Source organism: Microcoleus sp. D3_18a_C4, from assembly GCF_036702415.1.
GTDB lineage: Bacteria > Cyanobacteriota > Cyanobacteriia > Cyanobacteriales > Microcoleaceae > Microcoleus.
In genome coordinates this window covers 39,101-59,867 of sequence record NZ_JAUBTI010000036.1, presented here as the reverse complement: position 1 = coordinate 59,867, position 20,767 = coordinate 39,101, and the positions used below count along the sequence as shown (strand labels likewise).

At 46.7% G+C, this 20,767-nt stretch carries 13 protein-coding genes and 1 pseudogene; 3 read left to right on the top strand and 11 right to left on the bottom strand.

Annotated features, from left to right (window positions below; translation table 11 throughout):
• Positions 1–218, top strand: a pseudogene (locus tag QUB16_RS17530) (hypothetical protein); the annotation flags it as partial.
• Positions 219–362: 144 nt separating this feature from the next.
• On the opposite strand, the gene QUB16_RS17525 reads toward QUB16_RS17530, so the two are convergent.
• From QUB16_RS17525 to QUB16_RS17505, 6 genes are all read right to left on the bottom strand, one after another.
• Positions 363–1,685: a response regulator gene (locus tag QUB16_RS17525; protein WP_333317953.1), complete on the bottom strand. Its 1,323-nt coding sequence runs from the start codon at positions 1,683–1,685 to the stop codon at positions 363–365.
• A 381-nt stretch (positions 1,686–2,066) separates the two neighbouring features.
• Positions 2,067–6,197 (bottom strand): ATP-binding protein, encoded by a 4,131-nt coding sequence (locus QUB16_RS17520; RefSeq protein WP_333317951.1) that lies wholly within the window; start codon positions 6,195–6,197, stop codon positions 2,067–2,069.
• Between the two features lie 75 nt (positions 6,198–6,272).
• A complete protein-coding gene (locus QUB16_RS17515) occupies positions 6,273–6,758 on the bottom strand; it encodes a DUF6887 family protein (RefSeq protein WP_333317949.1) in 486 nt (161 codons plus the stop codon).
• Complete coding sequence (locus QUB16_RS33620; RefSeq protein ID WP_445251131.1) at positions 6,745–6,930, bottom strand: DUF6888 family protein; 186 nt, start codon at positions 6,928–6,930, stop codon at positions 6,745–6,747. Before QUB16_RS33620 ends, QUB16_RS17515 begins: the two co-directional genes overlap by 14 nt.
• A gap of 352 nt (positions 6,931–7,282) precedes the next feature.
• Complete coding sequence (locus QUB16_RS17510) at positions 7,283–7,426, bottom strand: hypothetical protein (RefSeq protein WP_333317947.1); 144 nt, start codon at positions 7,424–7,426, stop codon at positions 7,283–7,285.
• Between the two features lie 34 nt (positions 7,427–7,460).
• Positions 7,461–12,554 (bottom strand): PAS domain S-box protein, encoded by a 5,094-nt coding sequence (locus QUB16_RS17505; RefSeq protein ID WP_333317946.1) that lies wholly within the window; start codon positions 12,552–12,554, stop codon positions 7,461–7,463.
• Positions 12,555–12,783: 229 nt separating this feature from the next.
• Between QUB16_RS17505 and QUB16_RS17500 the strand changes: the two genes are divergently transcribed.
• Positions 12,784–16,599: a glycoside hydrolase family 2 TIM barrel-domain containing protein gene (locus QUB16_RS17500; RefSeq protein WP_333317944.1), complete on the top strand. Its 3,816-nt coding sequence runs from the start codon at positions 12,784–12,786 to the stop codon at positions 16,597–16,599.
• Between the two features lie 92 nt (positions 16,600–16,691).
• Positions 16,692–16,826 (top strand): hypothetical protein, encoded by a 135-nt coding sequence (locus tag QUB16_RS17495; protein ID WP_333317942.1) that lies wholly within the window; start codon positions 16,692–16,694, stop codon positions 16,824–16,826.
• Here the strand turns inward: QUB16_RS17495 and QUB16_RS17490 are convergent.
• The 5 genes from QUB16_RS17490 to QUB16_RS17470 all read right to left on the bottom strand — a co-directional run bounded on the left by QUB16_RS17490 (position 16,821) and on the right by QUB16_RS17470 (position 20,675).
• Entirely contained in the window at positions 16,821–17,057 is a 237-nt protein-coding gene (locus tag QUB16_RS17490) for a type II toxin-antitoxin system Phd/YefM family antitoxin (protein WP_096829156.1), read from the bottom strand. The two genes, QUB16_RS17495 and QUB16_RS17490, sit on opposite strands and share 6 nt — an antisense overlap.
• A 91-nt stretch (positions 17,058–17,148) precedes the next feature.
• Positions 17,149–17,394, bottom strand: a complete 246-nt coding sequence (locus QUB16_RS17485) for an HNH endonuclease (RefSeq protein WP_333317940.1) — start codon at positions 17,392–17,394, stop codon at positions 17,149–17,151.
• A 50-nt stretch (positions 17,395–17,444) separates the two neighbouring features.
• Positions 17,445–17,918: a KGK domain-containing protein gene (locus QUB16_RS17480; RefSeq protein ID WP_333317938.1), complete on the bottom strand. Its 474-nt coding sequence runs from the start codon at positions 17,916–17,918 to the stop codon at positions 17,445–17,447.
• A 47-nt stretch (positions 17,919–17,965) separates the two neighbouring features.
• Positions 17,966–18,154, bottom strand: a complete 189-nt coding sequence (locus QUB16_RS17475) for a hypothetical protein (RefSeq protein WP_333317936.1) — start codon at positions 18,152–18,154, stop codon at positions 17,966–17,968.
• 85 nt (positions 18,155–18,239) lie between these two features.
• Complete coding sequence (locus QUB16_RS17470; RefSeq protein ID WP_333317934.1) at positions 18,240–20,675, bottom strand: dynamin-like GTPase family protein; 2,436 nt, start codon at positions 20,673–20,675, stop codon at positions 18,240–18,242.
• Positions 20,676–20,767 lie beyond the last annotated feature (92 nt).

Sequence of the window (20,767 nt, the reverse complement as noted above, 5' to 3'; positions counted from 1 at the left end):
CCCGCCCGTCCAAAAAGGACGGGCGGGACGCCCATCCCACTTTCAAGAGTGGAAGTTATTTAATTCTCATTCCTAAATGCAAAACTGAGATGCTCCCTGACTGCCAACCACAGGGAAACGGCCTTTCCGCTTCCATAATTCCCGTAGGAAAACGGCAATTCCCGCGCCGGAAACGGCATTGCCGTTTCCCTACAAATGCTGGGGTACAATCTATCTGATATATCATCTCCGTCTGTTAATGATGTTGTACCATTTTCAATAATTTTTTTTAGGCGGGCTTCTAGCCTTCCCCACAAGAAAACTCACTCTTTGTGGAACAGGCATCTTGCCTGTTCAAAACTTGCTTTTGTGGAGATATATATTTAAAATTTTACAGATATCGGAATTTGCAAAATTAACTTGGTTCCTCGGCCCGGAGCAGAAATACAACAGATTTGACCTCGATGTTTTTCCACTACAATATCGTGACTGATTGCCAACCCTAATCCAATACCGCGGCCTACAGGCTTCGTTGTAAAAAATGGGTCAAATATCTGGTGGCGCACTTCCTCACTCATCCCACAACCGTTATCGGCAATGTGAATAACAACGGATTTATAGTGGTGAGTGGCTAATGTTGAATCTTGATTGTGCAGGGCCGATTCTGACACACAACTTACTGAAGTGCTGATGGTAATTTTTCGGGGAGATGGTTGAGTTTCCAGGGCATCAATAGCATTACTTAGCAGGTTCATGAACACCTGATTTAATTCACTGGCGTAACAGGTGACTCTTGGCAGTTGGCTGTAGTCTTTAATGACCTCTATCTCACCAGCTTTGTTTGTTCCCTTCAGCCGGTGCTGCAAAATAACTAAAGTATTGTCTATGCTTTCATGAATATCCACTGGCTTGTACTTTTGTTCGCCAAGGCGGGAGAATTTTCGCAAAGACATCACTATTTCGCTAATCCGAGAAGCACCCTCTGTCATCGACTTCAGCAGTTTTGGATAATCCTCTGCGATGAATTCGGGTTGAATCTCGTTCAATTGGCCGATAATTTCTGCAACGGGGTGGGGGTAGTAATGTCGGTACAATTCGAGGAGGCGAAGCAAATCTCGTGCATAGTCCGCCGCTAGAGCAATATTGCCGTAGATAAAGCTGACGGGATTGTTGATTTCGTGAGCAATTCCTGCCGCTAGCTGACCTAAAGAAGCCATTTTTTCCTTCTGTATTAACTGAGCTTGAGTTTTCTTTAGTTCAGTTACGGTTTGTTCGAGTTGCTGGGCGTAGGATTGTGTTTGCTGGAACAACTGGCGCTGCACGAGTTGATTTGAGACGCGAGCCAGAACTTCTTGTTCGTGAAACGGTTTTGTGATATAATCTATACCACCAACTTCAAAGGCTTTGACTTTATCTAATACTTCATTCAAAGCACTGATAAAAATAATTGGAATGTCCTTGGTTTTGGGAGAATTTTTCAATGCTTGGCAGACTTGGTAGCCGTCCATACCGGGCATCATGATGTCGAGCAAAATTAAGTCAGGAGGAGTTAACTCGATCGACCGCAGCGCTAGTTGGCCGTCGGGTGCGGTGCGTGTTTTGTACCCTTGCTGCGAGAGTATTTGAGCTAAAAGTTGCAAATTAGCCGGAATATCATCAACAATTAAAATATTCCCTTTTAAGACGGGAGTTGGTTCGTAATTCATATCTAGTCCGGTAAAATAACCTTTACAGGTTTGTAGTATCCCAGGTTTATGAAGTAGGGACACCGCACCGTGCCCATAGGTGTTAACTTAAGCTTTTTGTCCGCCAGTCCTTCCGCCTACCCGACAGTCCGCCAGGGAATGAATTCCCTGTCTAATAGCGAAAGTCCTCTCAAAGAGGACTAATGAGTTTAAAAATTCTTCTTCTAAGTCCTCATAGCGAAGACTTTCGCTTTGAGGCAGGAGTTCCAATCCCTGTGGGACTATTGGTTTTACCTTAAATGGACACCAATGGGCACGGTGCGGTGTCCCTACGGGGGGATAGATATATAAGATATATCTGGGGTGTACTTCATAAACCTGCTATCTGCTGTAATATCATTCCTATTTCGTTTCGGGATGGATGAAAGCTAGTATTTGATTGAACTGAAACTCGTTAGCAAAGGTGGCTAGGGCGCTAGCTAAAGCGTCATTGCGATCGCGAATTTGCTCAATTTGCACCAGCATTAACTCTAAATCGCACTCAATTGTGGCTTTCTCTAAAGCTGCCAGCCAATCTGCGGGTAAAGCTGCAAGAGTCTCTGGAGTCGGAGCCTCGATTTGAGTTGACTCGGGCATACTCTCCGGTTCACCGTAAATGTAACGCACTCCCAGATGTTTGTGGAGGGTGGCAAAAATTTCTGTATCTCGAAAGGGTTTGTGGATAAAGTCATCGCAATCATCTGATACAGTAACGGTTTGCCCTTCCTCAGCGTTACCGGCACTCACGGCAATAATTGCCGTAGCTTGACCTTTAACGGTGGCTTTAATGCGTTTGGTAGCTTCATGTCCATCCATCACGGGCATCCACATATCCATAAAAATTAAGTGTGGCTCAAAACTCGACCACTTTTCAATAGCTTCCATGCCGTTGGTGGCTTCTTGGAGTTCAAAGTTAAAGGCAGCCAGGAGTTTGATCAGCAGTTGGCGGTTGTCGGCTCGATCGTCCACAATCAAAATACGATAGCGCGGCTGATTGCGTTGCAGTGCTATCGCCCGACGCGGTGGCTGTACGGGTTGAGTCGCGGGGGCATCAACGGCGCTGACGGGGATATCAAACGCGAAGGTGGTGCCGCGTCCAACTTCACTGCGTACAGTAATCACGCCGCCCATCAGCTTGATAAACTGTTGGCTGATAGCCAGCCCCAAGCCTGTTCCTTGCTGAGATTTTGTTCCTGTTTTGGTTTGCACAAAGGCTTGAAAAAGCTTATCTAACTCATCAGCAGCTATGCCGGAACCCGTGTCTTCTATTTCAAAATGTAATTGGTAATTACTGATTGGTAAATTCTGATTTTTTCGGTCTATAAATGCACTTACTCTTAACCAAATTACTCCGTGTTTAGTAAATTTAATGGCGTTAGAAAGCAGATTAATTAAAACTTGGCGCAACTTCATTTGATCGGTTTGCACGTATTCGGGAGTTTCGCTAGAGCAGTCAAATATTAACTGCAATTGTCGATCCATTGCCTGGAGTTGAAACATTTCTGCCAGATCGTTCAACAGGCTGCTTAATTGAAATTTTGTTGGGTTGATTGTAATGCGTCCCGCCTCTATTTTGGCTAAATCTAATATTTGATTTATCAGAGCTAGCAAGTGTTCTCCGCTGCGGTTGATGATACGGATATTTTCTTGTTGTTCGCGAGTGAGGTTGGTAGAGCGCTGCATCAATTGGGAGAATCCCAGAATTGCGTTTAGCGGGGTGCGGAGTTCGTGGCTCATATTTGCCAGGAAAGTGCTTTTGGCAAGGTTGGCGGCTTCTGCGGCCCAGGCGGCTTGTTGAAGCTGTACTGCTTGCTGTTGAGTGGCTTCGAGCAATTGAGCTTGTTGTAAGGCGACTCCTAGTTGAGTGCTAATTTGCAGCCCAATATTGATTTCTGCTTCGCGCCAAGTGCGGGGTGCAGAATTTTGATAGCTGGCGAGCAAACCCCAAAGTTGACTGCCACAAAATATGGGAAAAATAACGTAGGCTCTAGCTTGAAATTGCTCTAACAGTTCTAGGTAACAAGGACTCAACCCAGCGGTGTATATGTCTTCAATTATGCGGTAAGGAACGCCTCTAGCATACATACCACCTTGATTTCTTTGTAAATAGGTATCCCGCACTGGTTCACCGGAGGCTTGCATAGTTTTCACGGTACAGCGAGAGTCTTCGACGAGAGTGTTTGGCACATTAAAATCGTCGGGTTGTTGCATCAGAGATATCCAGCCCGGAGCCATTGACTCGGCAACAAATTCCCCACTCCAATCAGGATTAAAGCGATAGATACCGACTCGATCGCATTTTAGGGTTTGTCGCAGTTCAAATGTTGTGGTTTTGAATATTGTGTCAATATCTAAGGATTGACGGATGCGCTCGATCGATCGGGCGATGGCTTGTTCTCCCTGGGCGCTTTCTCGCAAAGCTGACTCGGCTTGTTTGCGATCGCTAATATCCAAGACAGTGCCCAACAAACGGAGCAACTGCCCTTTTTCATCATAAACCGGTTTCCCTCGAACTTCAATGTAACCGATCGAGCCATCTCTTCGGAGCAGCCGCAGATCAATTTCAAAGCTTTGCCCCGACATAGCTCGATCGCGCACCATTGTCAGATAGCGCGATCGATCCTCTGGATGAAAACGCTCGATTAATTGTTCGTTTGGCAGCGGTTTTTGAGTCGGATCGAGTTCGTAAATGCGATAGACTTCTTCACTCCAAGTGGTTGTTGCTGTGGCGATATCGTATTCCCAACTGCCAATACGGGCAATTTTTTGGGCTTCCACCAGTCGGGATTCCGCCAACTGGCGATCGCTAATGTCGCGCGCTACCCAAACCGCAGAGCTATCCGACAGCGGCGAAATTTTAGCAGCAAACCAAACTTCTTGGTTATTAATCGGCAGACTGTAATCAAAACTAATAGTTTGTTGGGTTTCCAATGCCTGTCGAACTCGATCAAAATAAATCTCCTCCCTTGGCTCATGAAAAAATTGTTCGATGATGGAGTCGATCTGATTCGTCTGATAGTTGTATTGAAAAATTCCCTTTGTGGGTATAATTTGGATGGTTTTTTCTTCGTATTCAAAAATCAATACAATATCTGTAATAGACTCAAATATTTTCACAACTTGCTCAGTAGAAGTGGAAAGTTTTTGTTCGAGCAATTTGCGCTCGGCAATTTCATATTGTAATAGTTCGTTGGCACGAGCTAAGGCGCAGGTACGTTCGACCACTTCGGCTTCTAAAGTGCGATTGTAGTCAGTTAAGATTTTTTCAGCTTGTTTGCGCTGTACGATGTTAGAAAAAGCAGTGATGGCATAAATAATGTTTCCGCCTTCGTCGAAAATTGGTGTGGCGCGCACCTCAAAAGGAATAAATTTCCCATCTCGATTAAGTTCTAAATCTTCAAGGAATACCGTTGCGCCGCGCAGTGCTCGGAATGCGGGAAGTTCTTCAGTTGGATACGGCTGGTTTTGGCGATAGATTTGATAAACTTCTACTGCTTCTTCTAAAGTCGAATCGGGGATAGTTTCTACGCCGAGCCAATACTTGGCAGTTTCGTTGAAGTACACGACTTTACCCGAGGCATCGTGGATAGATACTCCCGCAGGTATGGCTTCGATAAATTGCTTGAGTTGGCTCTCGCTCTGCGCTAAAGCTTCATTTAAAGATTTTTGGTCTGCAAAAGCCTGTTGCAGTTGCGCGGCCATAAAATTGAAGGAATTGGCGAGTTCTCCGACTTCATCCAAGCGTTTATTTTCTAAAGGTTTATCCCATTTTCCTTGGGCAACATTTTTGGCTGCCGTATTCAAGCGCATAATTGGCTTTGTTACCCAACGGGAAGTCAAAAATCCGATCGCGATCGCCAGCGGCAGCGTACCCGTCAATAACCACAATGTATTGCGCGTATTTGCTTGAATGCGAGCCATGAAATCAGACTCTGGCACCACCACCACAATCAACCAATCCAAGCCACGGAAATCTCGATAGGGAGTGACGCGGACAAATTGCCTATCGCCCTTGTTCGCCAGGGTAAATCGCTGGGTTGTTTGCAGCGTGCGGAAGTTGCCAAATCGGTTGGCGAGTTGTCGAGCAATATCTCGCGTTGGGGCATCCTTGCTGTTGGTGGCTAGCAATGGCGTCGGTTGCTTTGTTGTTTGCGTCACCAAGGGTGTTTCTAGTGTAGATGTGGCAATCAGATTGCCCGATCGATCCATAATAAAAGTTTGTCCCGACGCCGAGAATTGCAGCCTAGCCAGAAAGGTATTGATTGCCGAGGGCCCATTATTATCGGTGAGGCGATCGCGGGTACGTTCTCCTACTTGTTCGATTAACTGATGCGCTACATCTTCGACTGATTCCTGACCACTTTTGAAAGAAAGATAGCCCACTAGCCCGACGGCGCTGACTGTTTGCAAAACAAAGGGAACAATCAGAACCATTCGCAGGGGAAGCTTGCTGAAAAGTTTGACTGCTGGGCGGTTGAGGGGATAAAGGGGCATGGGTGTGAACCAATTGCGCTGATAATCGTATTTTAACTGCTGTAGTCTGCCTTTACCCCCGGCAATTGGCGTACCCTACAGGCTCTGAAATGTTCCTCCGGGTTCAATATAGCCAACTACCAGCGAAGATTGGGCCCTGCTGTCAAAATTTGCTTCTGTCAGTTCTGTTTCTAGCTGTTTGGCATTTGATTCATTTTTACTTACAAAAACTGTGATAACCTTTCTAATTTCTTTGTGTCTCTCGGCGATCGTGTCGTTAATTAAAAGCTCTATAAATGGCTTATTGGTTGGCAGAGAACTGCCCATATTTTGAATTTTAACTTCTGTTTTCTTTCCTTCGGAATCTGTCAAAGTCCAGCTAGAGCAGCTTTCGGGAAGTTTATTAATAGTTTGATTCGGGTTCTGGAAGTGCAACCATTTAACAACTGCTGCCTCTGTTACGGCTACAGATTCATGCAGCCGATCGACAAAAGCATAGAAAGCCTCATTATCTTCTCGGTGAGCAAGTACGTAAGCTCGCAATTCCTTTCTGGTCATAGTTTGAAAATTAGGTCGGTTCATCAGAGTATCTCCATTGCCCGTTAGGATAAATCTCTATTTCGATAGTTTCACCAGCCAAAATGTAGACGTTATTTGTGCGTTCATCGAGCCGCACTATGTAGATAGGCTGATACATATTTGTTAACTCGTAGCAAACTACAAAGCATTTGAGTAACGGCGCTGCTGTAGGAATAATCTTTGCTCCTTCACTCTCCCACTCTTTGTTGTTTAGCCTTAAATTGTAGGTTGGGTTGAGGAACGAAACCCAACATTTTTCGTAGATTTGTTGGGTGGCGCTACGCTTAACCCAACCTACAGAAGAGGCAAGAAAACACGCTCTAGCCCGATCGCCCTACTGAGTTAACTTGGCTAAAACGGTGGCGAAGACAACGGGTTCGATCGGCTTTGTTAAGTGTTCGTTGTAACTCACATCTTGCACCATTCTCAATTAGCCTTTTAGGAACAGGCAAGATGCCTGTTCCACAAAGAGTGAATTTTCTTGTGGAACGGGCCGGAGAGCCCGTTCTTGAGAATGGTGCAAGATATCAGTTGTAACCAGCGGCGATCGCCCGATCGCGGTCTTCTTCGCTAGCATAAGCTGTCAGCGCCACGGCCGGCAAGCGCTTGATTTTGTCGGATTCGGACGATCGCACTTTGCGGATCGGCGAGTAGCCGTCCTCAACGGGCATAGCGATATCACTAACTAAAATATCCGGCGGCGACTCATCTCAACTGCCCCTTCTTACTCCGAGGCTGTTTGAGTGGCAGTGTCACCGTAAATGTCGCACCCTGGTCTTTACCGGGACTTTCCGCAGTCACAGTGCCCCCGTGGAGTTGCACCAAGTGCTCGACGATGGCCAATCCCAGTCCCAAACCGCTGTCAGCCCTAGTTTTCGAGCCGTCTGCTTGTCGGAAGCGATCGAACACGTAGGGCAGAAACTCAGCAGAAATGCCCTTTCCGGTATCGCTGACAGTAATTTGCACGTAATTGAGTGATGAGGAATCGCTAACAGCTACCGCAGACAAGCGCACTTGCACATTTCCCCCCGAAGGCGTAAACTTGACGGCGTTAGTCAGCAAATTCCACACTACCTGCTGCAACCTCTGAGCGTCGCCCCACATCAAGCTGACTGAGGGGTCAAGTTCTAACGAAACGGTGACAGACTTGGCCTCGGCTGCCAAACGAACTGAATTATTAGCCGCCTCGATCGTCCTTACCATATAGAACCAGCCGGGTTTCAGGGCCAGCTTGCCTTGAATAATCCGGGAAACGTCAAGCAAATCTTCCACTAGCTGGATCTGCACCTTCGACTGACGCTCAATGGCTTCCACACCCGAAACTAATTTATCTGGGTTGTAGGGGTGGGCGCGCAGGATCTGTGCCCACCCCAGAATCACATTTAAAGGCGTTCGCAATTCGTGGGAAAGAGAGTCTAGAAACTCGTCTTTCCGGCGGCTGATAGCTTCTGCTTCCGCCCGCGCGACTTGTTCGCGCTCGAGCAACTGAGCGCGTTGGGCCTCGATTTGCTTGCGATCGCTGATGTCGGCGACGATCGACATACAGTTGATATTGCCGTTGCTGTCGCGGACTGGAGTTGCCCACAAACTGATGTCGATCGAGCTGCCGTCTTTCCTTTGGCGCTGGGTTTCCATGCCCGCTATCGCCTTTCCTTCGCGAATTCCTTTCAAATTAGCCGTGAATTCCTCCCGCTTGTCTGCGGGAACGCTGGGCACAAATTGACCTACCGCCTCTGATTCATGCCAGCCAAAAATCCTCTCGGCTGCTGGGTTCCACATTTTCACAGTGCCGTCGTCGCAGTCCAAAACAGTAATTCCTAGGGGACAAGCCTCAATCAAGGCTTCTAAAGTTTGATGGATGTGCGATCGCGCTGCTTCTGCTTCTTTGCGATCGCTGATATCGACGTTCACCCCGATCATCCGCCAAGGCAAACCCCGATCGTCGGGAAATACCTTAGCCCTGCAAGCAATCCAGCCCACGCTTTTGTCGGGGCGGCAGATGCGAAACTCTATGTTTAATTCCTCCCCGGACGCCGCCGCAGCCTGCACCTGCTGTTGAGTCAAAGCGCGATCGTCTGGATGCACCATTTCCACCCAACTTTGATAGCTGTCCATACCGCCTGCAGGCAGCCCGTACAAAGCCTCTAACTCCGGCGTACACGCGACCTCGCCGGTTTGGACGTTCAATTCAAAACTTCCGATTTTGCCTGCTTGCTGAGCGATTTGCAGCCGTTCTTGATTGTGTTTGAGTTCTGCTTCCACCCGCGCGATCTCGGTCAAGTCGATGTAGAATGCGACGATCGTCTCTGGTTCGCGATCGTCCGGGCACAGAGTAGTTCCGCCCATCAGAATCGGCACGCGGCTGCCATCTTTGCGGATGTACTCTTTCTTGAAAGGAGTTGCGACTCCCTTAGCCCGCAGTTCTTGGGCTGCTAAGGCGTCGAGGTGCAGGTATTCGGGGGGGGTCATCCTGTCCCACCGCATTTTACCGGAGAGCATATCTGAGCGGGTGTAGCCGACCATGTTGAGCAGGGATTGGTTGGCGTAGGCGATGCGGCCGCTAAAATCGCCGATCGCGACTCCGAAAATATTTGACTCGAACAGCCGCCGGAATATGGCTTCGCTTTGCTGCATTACTCGTTTTGCTTGGTTGCGATCGGTGATTTCGGCTACCACAGTGCTGACTCCCAGCAGTGTTCCTGATTCATCGATCACGGGGTAAAAGCTGATTTGCCAATCCCGCAAAACTCCCGGCTGTTGCTTGGTTTCGGCCTTAACTTCCAAGTCGAGCACGGGGGTTTGCGTCGCCAGCACTTGGCGGTAAATCCGCTCTACCATATCGGCCATTTCGGGAAGCGCTTCTCTAACGGTGCGCCCGAGGTGCTCTGCGATCGATCGGCCGTTGATCGCAGCGAGGCATTCGTTCATGCGGATGTAGCGCAAATTGGTATCGACAAAGCACAGCCCGACTGGTGTGGTGTTGTAAACTAAGTCGAGTTCTGCTAGTTGGCGGCGAATGCGTATTTCGTTTTCTCGAAGTTGGTTTTGGGCTTGTTTGCGATCGGTGATATCTAGTACGAAGAATGCTCCTTTGTCTTTGCATCCTTGGAAGTTTCCGCCGCCCACTAAAACTGGGAAGCGCGTGCCGTCTTTGCGGATGTATTCTTTTTCAAAAGGCGCGCAACTTCCTTCGGCTTCGACTTGCGCGAAGGCGATGCGATCGAGTTCTAGATATTCCGGCGCTGTGAGTTCGAGCCAGCGGATCTGTCCTGCAACTAAGTCTTCCCTCGTATATCCAATCATTTCCAGCAAGGCGTCGTTAGCGTTAGTAACTTCGCCGTTGGCATCCCAGAAACCGATGCCGATCATGTTAGATTCTACCACGCTGCGGAAGCGCATTTCGCTTTCCCGCAAAGCTAATTCTGTTTGTTTGGCTGCGGTAATATCGGTGATAATTAGGCCAACTCCGATTATTTCTTCTCTTTCATTTTTCACTGGGTAGTAGTTGGCTAGCCAGTAACCGAAATATCCCGGTTTCCCATCAGGTTCGCCGCTCATTTCTAAGTTTAAAACAGGCTTGCCGGTTTCTAAAACTTGCTGAATTATCGGCGCAAATTTTGCTGCATGTTCTGGCAACAATTGGCGGAAGTCTTGGCCGAGATGCTGTTCTATCGGCAAACCGTTGAGTTCTGCTAATACTTGATTGATACGGATGAAGCGCATTTCGCGATCCATAAAGCAAATCGCTAGGGGAGATGCTTCTAATAGCGAGTCAATTAAGGCGAAGGATTGCGATGTTTGAGATAGTGCTTGTTGCGCTTCTGTGTAAAGTCTGGCGTTGTCTAGGGCGATCGCCACGCGGTATGCTAAATCTTCTAGCATTGCCATGTCTTCTGCACTGTAGCGGCGGCCCAACTTTGAGGTAAAGCAAGTGATGGAACCCATTACCCGCCCGCGAGCCCTCAGTGGTACGCAAGCGTGAGATCCGATATTGAGCGAGCGCAATTTTTCCTTTTCTGCTGCATTTTCGGCGATTGCTGCTAAAAATTCCTCATCCACTTCGGCAATTAATTCGGATTTTCCGGTGCGGATTACCAGCGGATAGCCGTTAACAGCATTGTCGGCGATCGAACTTCGGATGCTGAAGTTATTAATAGTCTCAACCATAGAGGGTTCTGCGTGAGCCACAGCGACTAGACGCACTTTTGACCCCGTTTCGGTCAAATGAATGCAGCACCCGTCGGCGATCGAATTTATTGCTAATTCTGCTACCTTTTGCAGCACCGTTTCCCCGTCAAACGCATCAGCCAGCATTTTGCTGACTTCTGCTAAAAATGCCGAGCGCTGCTGTTCTATTTCCGCTTTTTCCCTTGCTGTTTGCTCGATTGTTAACTGCAATCTTTGAGTTTCCGCAAGTTTTATTTCTGTGATATCGCGGGCGACAATTAAGGCTGATTCTGGTACCCCATTTTTGTCAAATTCTGGAACTACGCGGGATTGATAACTTCGGATGCCGTTGATTGAGAAAGCCTGAAATTCGATAATTTCTTCTTGGCCTGTGTCTAACACTTTGTGCAGGGTTTCATCCCACATCTGGCACAGTTCCGGCGGCATTCCTATTTCTTGACTGGTTTTACCCAGGAAGAATGAAATTGGTTTTCCTTGGCTTCTTTCAACTGCTTGATTTATATAAATATAACGCAGCTCTTTGTCAGTGCGGATAATGATATCTGGCGTATTTTCTAGCAGCGTTCTCAGTTGCTGTTCGCTGCTTGCCAAAGCTGCTTGCGCTTGTTGTCTTTCGGTGACATCTCTCACCGTGCCCACATATCCGATGAGTTCGCCGGAGTCGGAGAACATCGGCGATGAACAAACGTTAATCCAGCGCACAATCCCTTCTGGTGTTTGCAGGCGATACTCGATCGCATATTCCCCACCTTGCCGAGTATAATCCAGCCATCGGCTCAATACGCGATCGCTGTCTTCCGGGTGAATGCACTTCTCCCAACCGTCTCCTAAAAGTTCTGTCAAACTCAAGCCGCAAATAGCCTGACAGCGTGGGTTTGCATAGGTGTAGCGCCCCTCAAAATCAGCCATAAAAATGCCGACAGGCGAACAGGAACTTAAACAGCGAAATCGTTCTTCTTGAGCTTGCAGCGCTTCTTTAGCTACTGTCAGTTCTGCTGTCCGCTGTTTGACGCGGCTTTCTAGTTGGGTGTAGGATAAAGCCAGGGCTATTTCTGCTTCTGTGCGATCGGTAATATCAATGCCTGTTCCTATCACATATTCTACCAAACCATCGCTATCGGTCGTCACAGTATTCGACCAAGAAATTAAGCGTTTTGATCCGTTTTTAGTGCGCCAATAGTTTTGATATTCGCTGTTAAAATGTTCGACTTTTAGCTGGGTAAAAATTGTTTTCACTGGATCTATTTCTTCGGGAATCAAGAACAAATCCCACACATATTTATTAACAACTTCTGCTGTCGAGTAGCCTGTAGTTTTTTCGCAAGCTTGGTTGAAGCGGACAATCCGTCCTTGACTGTCGAGAACTACAATCAAGCAAGCTGTCGTGTCAATTACTTTAGAAATAATATTACGTTCTATTTCTAGTTTTTGTTCTGCGGACTTTAAGCCAGCATACCAAGCGATAACCATTGCAGCGGCCAAAAGTAAGATTGCAGGAGCTGCCTGGAAGGAAAACAGTAACAGAGTTGTCAGCAGTAAAGCCGTGCCGGCACTAAATGTAGCAATACTGTAAGATTTAATGGGTAAGGGCAAGACCTCAAACTCGCTCATTTTTGTTGACCTGTAGCGATGGCGCGATCGCACTATTGCTTATGTCGATGAAACAACCTTGTTAAAACTTAGTTAAAACTAAGTATTTATTTTTTCTATACAAAACCACATTTGTCGGCTCTGTGCCATCTTCCCAGAGGCAGATTGGCAGGGGAATTTCTGCTGAATCAACTGCTATCATAGAGCCAGGGACAAATTAGATTATCTAATTTCTGGGAGAAATAAGCGAGTGAATCACAAGCTGGCCAAAATTATCGGATTATTTTTCGCAGCCGCCATCCTCTTTGGATTCGTCGGTTACGCGCTTCAAAATCCCAACTTCACCAGCAGCTCAGCGATATCGATCGGCTTCCCCAATCTTACCACCTCGGCCGTCGGGGCGATCGACAACAAACGATCCCAAATCTATCTTAACGGAACTTGGCAATTTGTCCCCGCAGTTGGCAACCCCCAAAACCCCCCCGTCTCTCCGAATTGGGGTTCCATCTGGGTGCCCGGAGACTGGCAAAAAGAAAACCACGAATCCGTACCCGGAATCCTCACTCGCGGCAACGGCAAAGATTGGGAAAACTTCAACAGTAAACAACTATCAAAAGCTTGGTATCAGAGAAATATAGACATTCCCGGCGACTGGACAAACCGCCGAATTTTTCTCGACTTAGCCAGAGTCAGCACCGATGCAGTCATCTTTGTCAACGGCATTAACTGCGGTCAAATCCCCTGGCCCTACGGCACTATTGAAATTACCAAAGCAGCAAAACCCGGTCAAAACACCCTATCTATTTTAGTGATAGCAGTATCCGATGAAAAGGAAAAAGCCGTCATCATGGGCCCCACAGAAATCTACACAGAAAAATCCAAGTTGCAATCGCGGGGAATCATCGGCGAAGTACGGCTTCTGAGCCTTCCCCCAGGCCCGTTAATTAGGGACGTATTCGTCCAAACTTCCACCCGAAAAAAGCAAGTTAAATTAGATGTCGAACTCAAAGACGTTGCCCAAAGCGGTCAAGTAGAAATAATCGCGCAAATGCTCGACGAAAAAGGCCAAGTAGAACAAAAATTTACAGGCACTGCCAAGGTTCAAGCTAAACCCATTCAAACGGTAAAAGTTCAGTGGAATTGGCAAAATCCCCGTCTTTGGGATGTCGGGCAACCCAACCTTTACACATTGCAATTAGAAGTAAAAGGCAGCGGCATAGACACGCAATACTACCAACCTTTTGGCTTCCGCGAATTTTGGATAGAAGGGCGCAAATTTTTCTTAAACGGAACTGAATTTCGGCTGCGACCAAACTTGCACTCCGAGTCTTGGCAAAGCGGGACAGTTGAAGTTGCTGACAGGCTAATTGACAGCTACGTAAAAGCAGGTTTTAACATAACAGAAATGTGGCCTTGGAATCACGACGAACGGGGTAAATGGCACTTCCGAGAGTTATTTTCCGAAAGAGCAGACCTCAAAGGTTTTCCAATTATGGCTCCCGCTTTAGACATTAGTCCTATCGCTTGGAACGGCAAGTGGAGAAACCCCCTGTGGAAAAACCGCTGGAAAGACCGAATGGTGACTGAAATGCGCCGCTACCGCAATCATCCATCAGTATTAATGTGGGCGACAAGTCCTAATTTTTTCGGCAACGCTGACGATTTAAATCCCCGTCGCATCGGCAAAAGCAAAGTAGAAGGAACTCTCAGTCCCTCGGAAAACCAGCGTTTGCGGGTCAACACTCCCCTAGGAAATGACGCTATAGCGACGATTAAATCGGCCGACACAACCAGACCTGTGATGGTACACCAAGGCGCACACTTCGGCGATGTTTATGCGCTGAATTCTTATTTAAATCTGATTCCCTTGCAAGAACGGGAAGAGTGGATTTCTGAGTGGAGCAAAACCGGGGAAAAGCCCTACATGGCAGTCGAGTTTGGGACTCCTCTGCACGCAACGATGATGCGGGCCCGCAAAGGTTTTGGTCAGGCGATTCTCAGCGAACCTTGGATGACTGAGTTTGCGGCAATTTATTTTGGCAAGCAGGCTTACGAGTTGGAAACTGCCGCTTATAAAGCTAAAATTCGCGAGCAATTTGTCCAGGGTCAGGAGTATCAAAGCTGGCATGGTAAAAAAGAGTTAGATTTTGCACCCGCTTTTCAAAAGTTGCAGCATTTATTCAGTACAAATACTTGGCGGAGTTGGCGGACTTTTGGAATTTCTGGGGGGATGATTCCTTGGAATGACGGACATGGTTGGGAAGTTTCCGAAGCTGGCAGAAAAAAGGTGGATATTGGGGCATTTCAACCGGGTCGCCGGGGAGTTTATTTGAAGCAAGTCTCAAATAATCTTTTGAATTATTTCCAGCCCGAAGCTTACACTGTTCATCCTGGGGGCGAGGCAATTATGAATAATAATAGCTCGACTTTGGCTTGGATTGCTGGTGCTAGCCCGGTTTTTACTGCGAAAGAGCGCAATTTGTTTGTGGGCGGAAAACTGGCCAAGCAAGTAGTGTTAATTAACGATACGCGGACGCCGCAAGAATTTTCGTTTAATTGGCGGGTTTTGGTGGGGGGGAAAGAAGTAAAAAAAGGCGATGGAAAAGGGATGATTGAGGCGGCAGGAACGCTGTTTTTCCCAATTGACGTAAAATTGCCAAATACCATTTCTAGCAAGGCTGACGGCGAAATTCGCTTGACTGCGCGAGTCGGCGAGCGATCGCATTCTGATACATTTGCTTTCCGCGTTTTTCCCAAGCAAGCCAACATCAAAGATTCGCTGACAATCTTCGACCCAGCGGGCAAAACATCTGCCATGTTAAAACAATTAGGTTATCAGCTTGTACCGTGGAATGGTTCGCAAGTTTCATCGCTATTAATTATCGGTAGGGAAGCATTTTCTAGCGGGGAAAATTTGCCGGGAAGTGTAGAAAGTTTTGTGCGAAACGGCGGCAAAGCAATTGTGTTTCCTCAGCGCAGGGAATGGCTGGAAAATACGGGTTTCCGAGTTGCTGCCCACGTCAGCCGCCGCGTTTTTCCAGTTGACAGCAACCATCCGGCAATTAGCGGTTTAGACAGTGAAGATTTGCGGGATTGGGCGGGGGAAAGCACGCTGGTTGAAGCTTATCCAGATACAATTAAAACTGCGCCGAGATTGAGTCCGGCAAATACGCCTTGGTACGGCTGGCGTTGGGGAAATCGTGGCGGTGTCAGTAGCGCTTCAATTGAGAAACCGCACCGCAGCGGTTGGCGCCCAATTTTGGAATCAGAGTTTGATTTAGCTTATTCGCCGCTGATGGAATTGGATTACGGAAAAGGGCGGCTGATTTTAAACGAGTTGGATTTGGAAGACCATTATTCTGTAGATGCTGGGGCGGCGCAGTTAGTGCAACAAATTGTGAGTTACGGGATGAATTCTCCGGTACTTGGAAAGCCGGATAAAGTGGTTTTAATTGGGGGAGATGGAGATGCCCAAAAGTTGGACAGTTTGGGGGTAATTTATCAGCGCGCTAGTTCGCTTTCTAATGATGTTGGTTTGGCGATTGTGGGGAGAGAAGCGAATCTGAAAGATGCAGATTTGCGCGGTTATTTGAATGCTGGTGGGAAGGCGTTTTTCTTGCCACGTCAAGTGCCTGCTGCGGGTTTGGGCGTGGATTTGCAGCAAGCGAAGGATTTTGGGGGTTCGCTGGCGGTTCCGAGTTGGGATGAGGTGAAGGGGGTTAGCGCTTCTGATTTGCGATCGCGCTCTTTTTATGATACTTGGTTGATTAAGTCTGGGGGAGATATCGGCGCTGACGGTTTGTTAAGTCGGGTAAAAGTTGGCAAGGGTGTGGCGATTTTTTCTCAGATTGAACCGGACAGTTTGAATGCTGATACTAAGACTTATTTGCGTTTTACTCGCTGGCGGCAAACCAGGGCAAATGCTCAGATTTTGGCTAATTTAGGGGCGAGTTTTAAGGCTGATGGATCTGTGTTTAACGGTTCGTCGAGTCGGGAGTTTTATCACTGGGATTACAGAACGGATTTTGAGAAGGGGGACGATCCTTATCGGTATTATCGATGGTAAGTAGAAGGAAGTTCAGTAACGGATGTAAGGGATGTAACGGATTTAACTGAGATGTTCCACCATTCTCAATTATTTGCTTAGGAACAGGCATCTTGCCTGTTCCACAAGAGATAAATTTTCTTGTGGAACAGGCATCTTGCCTGTTCTTGACAATGGTGCAATTTGTGAGATGTAACGGATTGAAGGAAGAAGGAATAATGTATGAGTATCCAGCAGTAGTTTCATAGATTCCCTGTCCAAAATTCGTCTGGTAATGGTTCATCAAAATCGTCGCTTGTCCAGATTGCTCCTGCGTGTAATCCTGCTGTACGCTGCTTAGTAGGGGATGCGATCGGCGCTAAACGGACAAGGGGAATGCCACCTTCTGTGAGAACCACCTCTATGCCTTTAAGTGCTAGAGATAATAACTCTTTTAAATTTGTCTGTGCTTCTTGCACGTCTACTGTTTTTGTCAGCATTGCAATTATCCAAGCTAGGGATTAAAAGTGCGATCGAACAGAGGTTAGCAATTTCAAGCTTAAATTGCTGATTTTATCATACTGTTAAATATCAAAGGTCAAAGTGACGGCGGAAGCGCGGGTCTAGTTTGTCGGTTTTCTTTTGGTTGCAGGTGCCGCAGAGGGTTTGCAAGTTGCTGATGTCGTTGCTGCCGCCGCGCGCTAGGGGGATGATATGATCGATCGTCAGTTGGGTTTCTAGTTTGGTTTGACCGCAGCTTTGGCACTGGTATTTATTGCGGGTGAATACATATTTTTTGACTTCTGGGGGAATCGGGATTCTAGGGGTTTTAGACATGATGATTTTTAACCGCAGATGAACGCGAATTAACGCGGATGTTTGATGGATTAGCTGGGTGAGTTTTCTTGATTGAGAAGTTGGCGGCGCAAATCATCGAGGGGGGATTCGGGTTTGCTAGTTTCTGATTCGTTGTTTTCTGGTGTTTCTTCAACAACGCCTGGTTCGTCGGGGCAAAACTCTATAGTGACATTGAGTTTGAGTTTAATCTTTCCTTTCTTCCAGCCCTGAGCACCCACTCTGAGAATTTCACAATCTATACCTTCACCAAACCAGTTCTCATATGAAAAACGTTTTTGCCGAGTGTCAAGAGGTACATCGATATTTAAGTTCTGTTCTTTTAACCATTTATTCAGTGTCTCTCCTAACCCATACTCAGACAAAACTCTATAGGTTAGTGTTTCCTTGAGCTTTTCTATTTTAAGCATGGCCCTACCAAAAGATAAAGCATCATCATTAGCGCAGTTGTGAAAATCAAATTTATCTTCCATATTGATATCTAACCTAATAGGCTTTTTAGCCATGATTTTTAACTGCAGATGAACGCGAATGAACGCGGATTTTTGATGGCTCAGTCTGCAAATAGTGCGTCATAAATGTCATTTTCCGCACTCAGCCAATCTTGATAAGCTTGGGATACAAGCATCGGTTGAACAGATTCTTTTCCACTTTTCAAGAAGAGGGCTAGGTTCAGAAGTGTTGCTAACTTATCCTCGGAAAGGTGCTCGATTATTGTTAGAAGTTTTTGGCGAATGTTCATAGGATTAAAGTCGCTCTTTGTTGGCTATTATATCACAATAAACACAATAAAGAAACCAGGTGAATATAATTCACCCGGATTTCAATCATTCACCATCCACCGACACGCTATCATTTTGTGCAATTACAGGCAACAAATGCTCGTGCAACTTCATCGCCTGCAAACAACTATTAATCCCAGAAACCGCCCGATCGTACTCTTGAATCTTCTGCTCATTTTCAGCTTGCCGCCGCAGATTGCCAGCAATCTTTTCCTCCGCCTCCTGTGCCAAAGTTTGCTCCAAATAATCGCGGGCTTGACTGTATTTCTGCAAAATATCATCAGCTTGCTTTTGGGCCAGCGGCAACAAATGCTCTTTCAGGGTTTGGTTGACAGTTTGGCGAAAAGTTTGCCGAATAGTTCTAGATACTTTCGGCTCAAAATCCAGCCGCAATAATTGCCGAATTGCCGGTTGGGCGTCCACCATGTTTTCGCAGTCGTAGCCTTGAGAAGTTTGCTGCAATGTTTCCCGGAATTGATAAATTGAAAATGTGCCTTCGTCGTAAAAACGGGGACTTTCTCGCACGTAGCGATCGCACTCAACGCCCGCCGCATTTACCAAAGCATCAGAAACCCGCTTTGATAACTCCTCTAACTGCTGTTCAATTCCCCCGTCGTTACCCAACAACCGATAGAGTAATCGATAGTATTCCGACTTGCGAACGCTATCTTTCAAATACTGGAAATAATTATCAACCAGTGACTTAGTAGCCTCTACTAAAATATCTTCCAACTGATTCGCTAAATAATAAAGCGCTTCAACTAAAACAGCAATTAAAGGTGCTGTAGCATTGCGGGGATGATTCCGCAAAGTGCGTCCGTAAGCCGCCTCAACAGAAAATCCATCTAACAATTCATCCAAGCGCCGGATCATCCGAGATTGCAGTTGCCTAAAGTCTATATCGAAAATATCGCATCTGTTCATAATCATTTCATTGACTTCTTCGGCGATATGTTCCCGAAAATCCTGTCCGACTTGCTGCAATTCTTGATTTAGCCGCAAAAGTTCCTGTGCTTTCATTGCTTCAATTTCGCGGGGCTGGCTGTCCAAATTCCGCTGAATTGTTTGGTAATGTTTCCGCAGTTGAATGCACAAGTCTTCTAAGTCGTCAGCTAAATTTTTGAACAGTTGCGGGCGTTTTTCTTCTGTGAGGTAACGGGTGATGGCTGTGCGAAAATCTTCGATACCGCTATCTTGAATTAATTGAGCAATTAATGGTTGTCCTTGTTCCGCAAGAATCCGCACGTAGTTTTCATTGGGTGTTTCGTAGCTGTTAACTGAAATGCGAAATTTGCTCGGAGATAGCTTGCCGGAATTCGCACAGTAGCGATTAAATTCACTAACAAACTGCGGAGTTTCTTCACTATTACCGAGAAACTCTGAATCTAATTTATCGTCTCCAGAAACTCGCCCTTGACTGCTGGCAAATATTGTATTTAAACCAAAGTGATCGCGCCCTGTTGTCCCTCGAATCAAACTCCCGTAAAATCCTAACAATCCGCTAGTTTTATAAACTCTCGCAGTATCGCGAAAGTCGGAATTAATCAGATTTTCTAAGCGCTGTCGCAGTTGCGTGTTGTACCAAGTTTCGTCAATGCGGTTGAAAATGTAAAACAGTCGATCGCGAATTCCCGGATTTCCCCGTGTTTTTTCCATCAACTCGGTTTCTTCCGTCGTCATTTCCCCCGACGAAGCCGCTTTCAAAACGCAGACAACCGCCGAAGTATCCGGGCTTTCAATCTTATCATAAGTCAATTCTGCATCCCGCTGCACCGGCGCATCAATTCCCGGCGTATCGATAATAATATTGCCATCTTGCAGCAGCGGATGATAACAGTAGTATTCAACTCGCTTGAGTACAGCACTGTTACTACCGCGACGGGCATAACTAGCAGCTTCCTTGAGATTGGAAAAGTTAAACTGTTCCATCGAGTAGGTAGCGTTTTCGAGAGTTTGGATGCGATCGCGATTTGCCTCAAAACCTTCTAACAGCAGCATCAAAGCCTTAGCTTTTTTGGCTAACTCGGATTTATTTTCGCCGCCTTCCGTTTCAATAATTATGTTACATCCCTGAGACAACAGGGACACTACATCTGTTTGATTAATATTAAGTTCAGTAGCTAAACCTAACTGATGGCAAAGCACAGAAGCTTGCTGGCTAATCTCAAACTCGCTCAAAAAAGTGAGAACAACGCGCTCTTTTTCCGGCTCAGCAAAGGCGATATAACATTCCGTACCTGTCGCGTGTCCTTCTGCACTGTAGAGCAATTCTCGCTCCAGCAAAGCATTAATTAGCATGGATTTTCCCGCACTGAAAGCACCAGCAAACACAATCTCAAACTCAGGAGAAATTGCCTTTTTCAGAGAAGCTTGTACCGCCGTGATATCTTGTTGTCGCAAAGAGGATTCCTGACGCAGCAGTTGCAGTAAAGAGTCAACTTGCTCTTGCAGATTGTTGCATTGAGGGGGCATTTGAGTCATCGCGGCAGACTGCTCCTGATTGTGGGAAAATTACCTTAGTATTAATTCTCTGCTAGTTCAGGAATAATCACAACAGTAATTTTACTTATGCG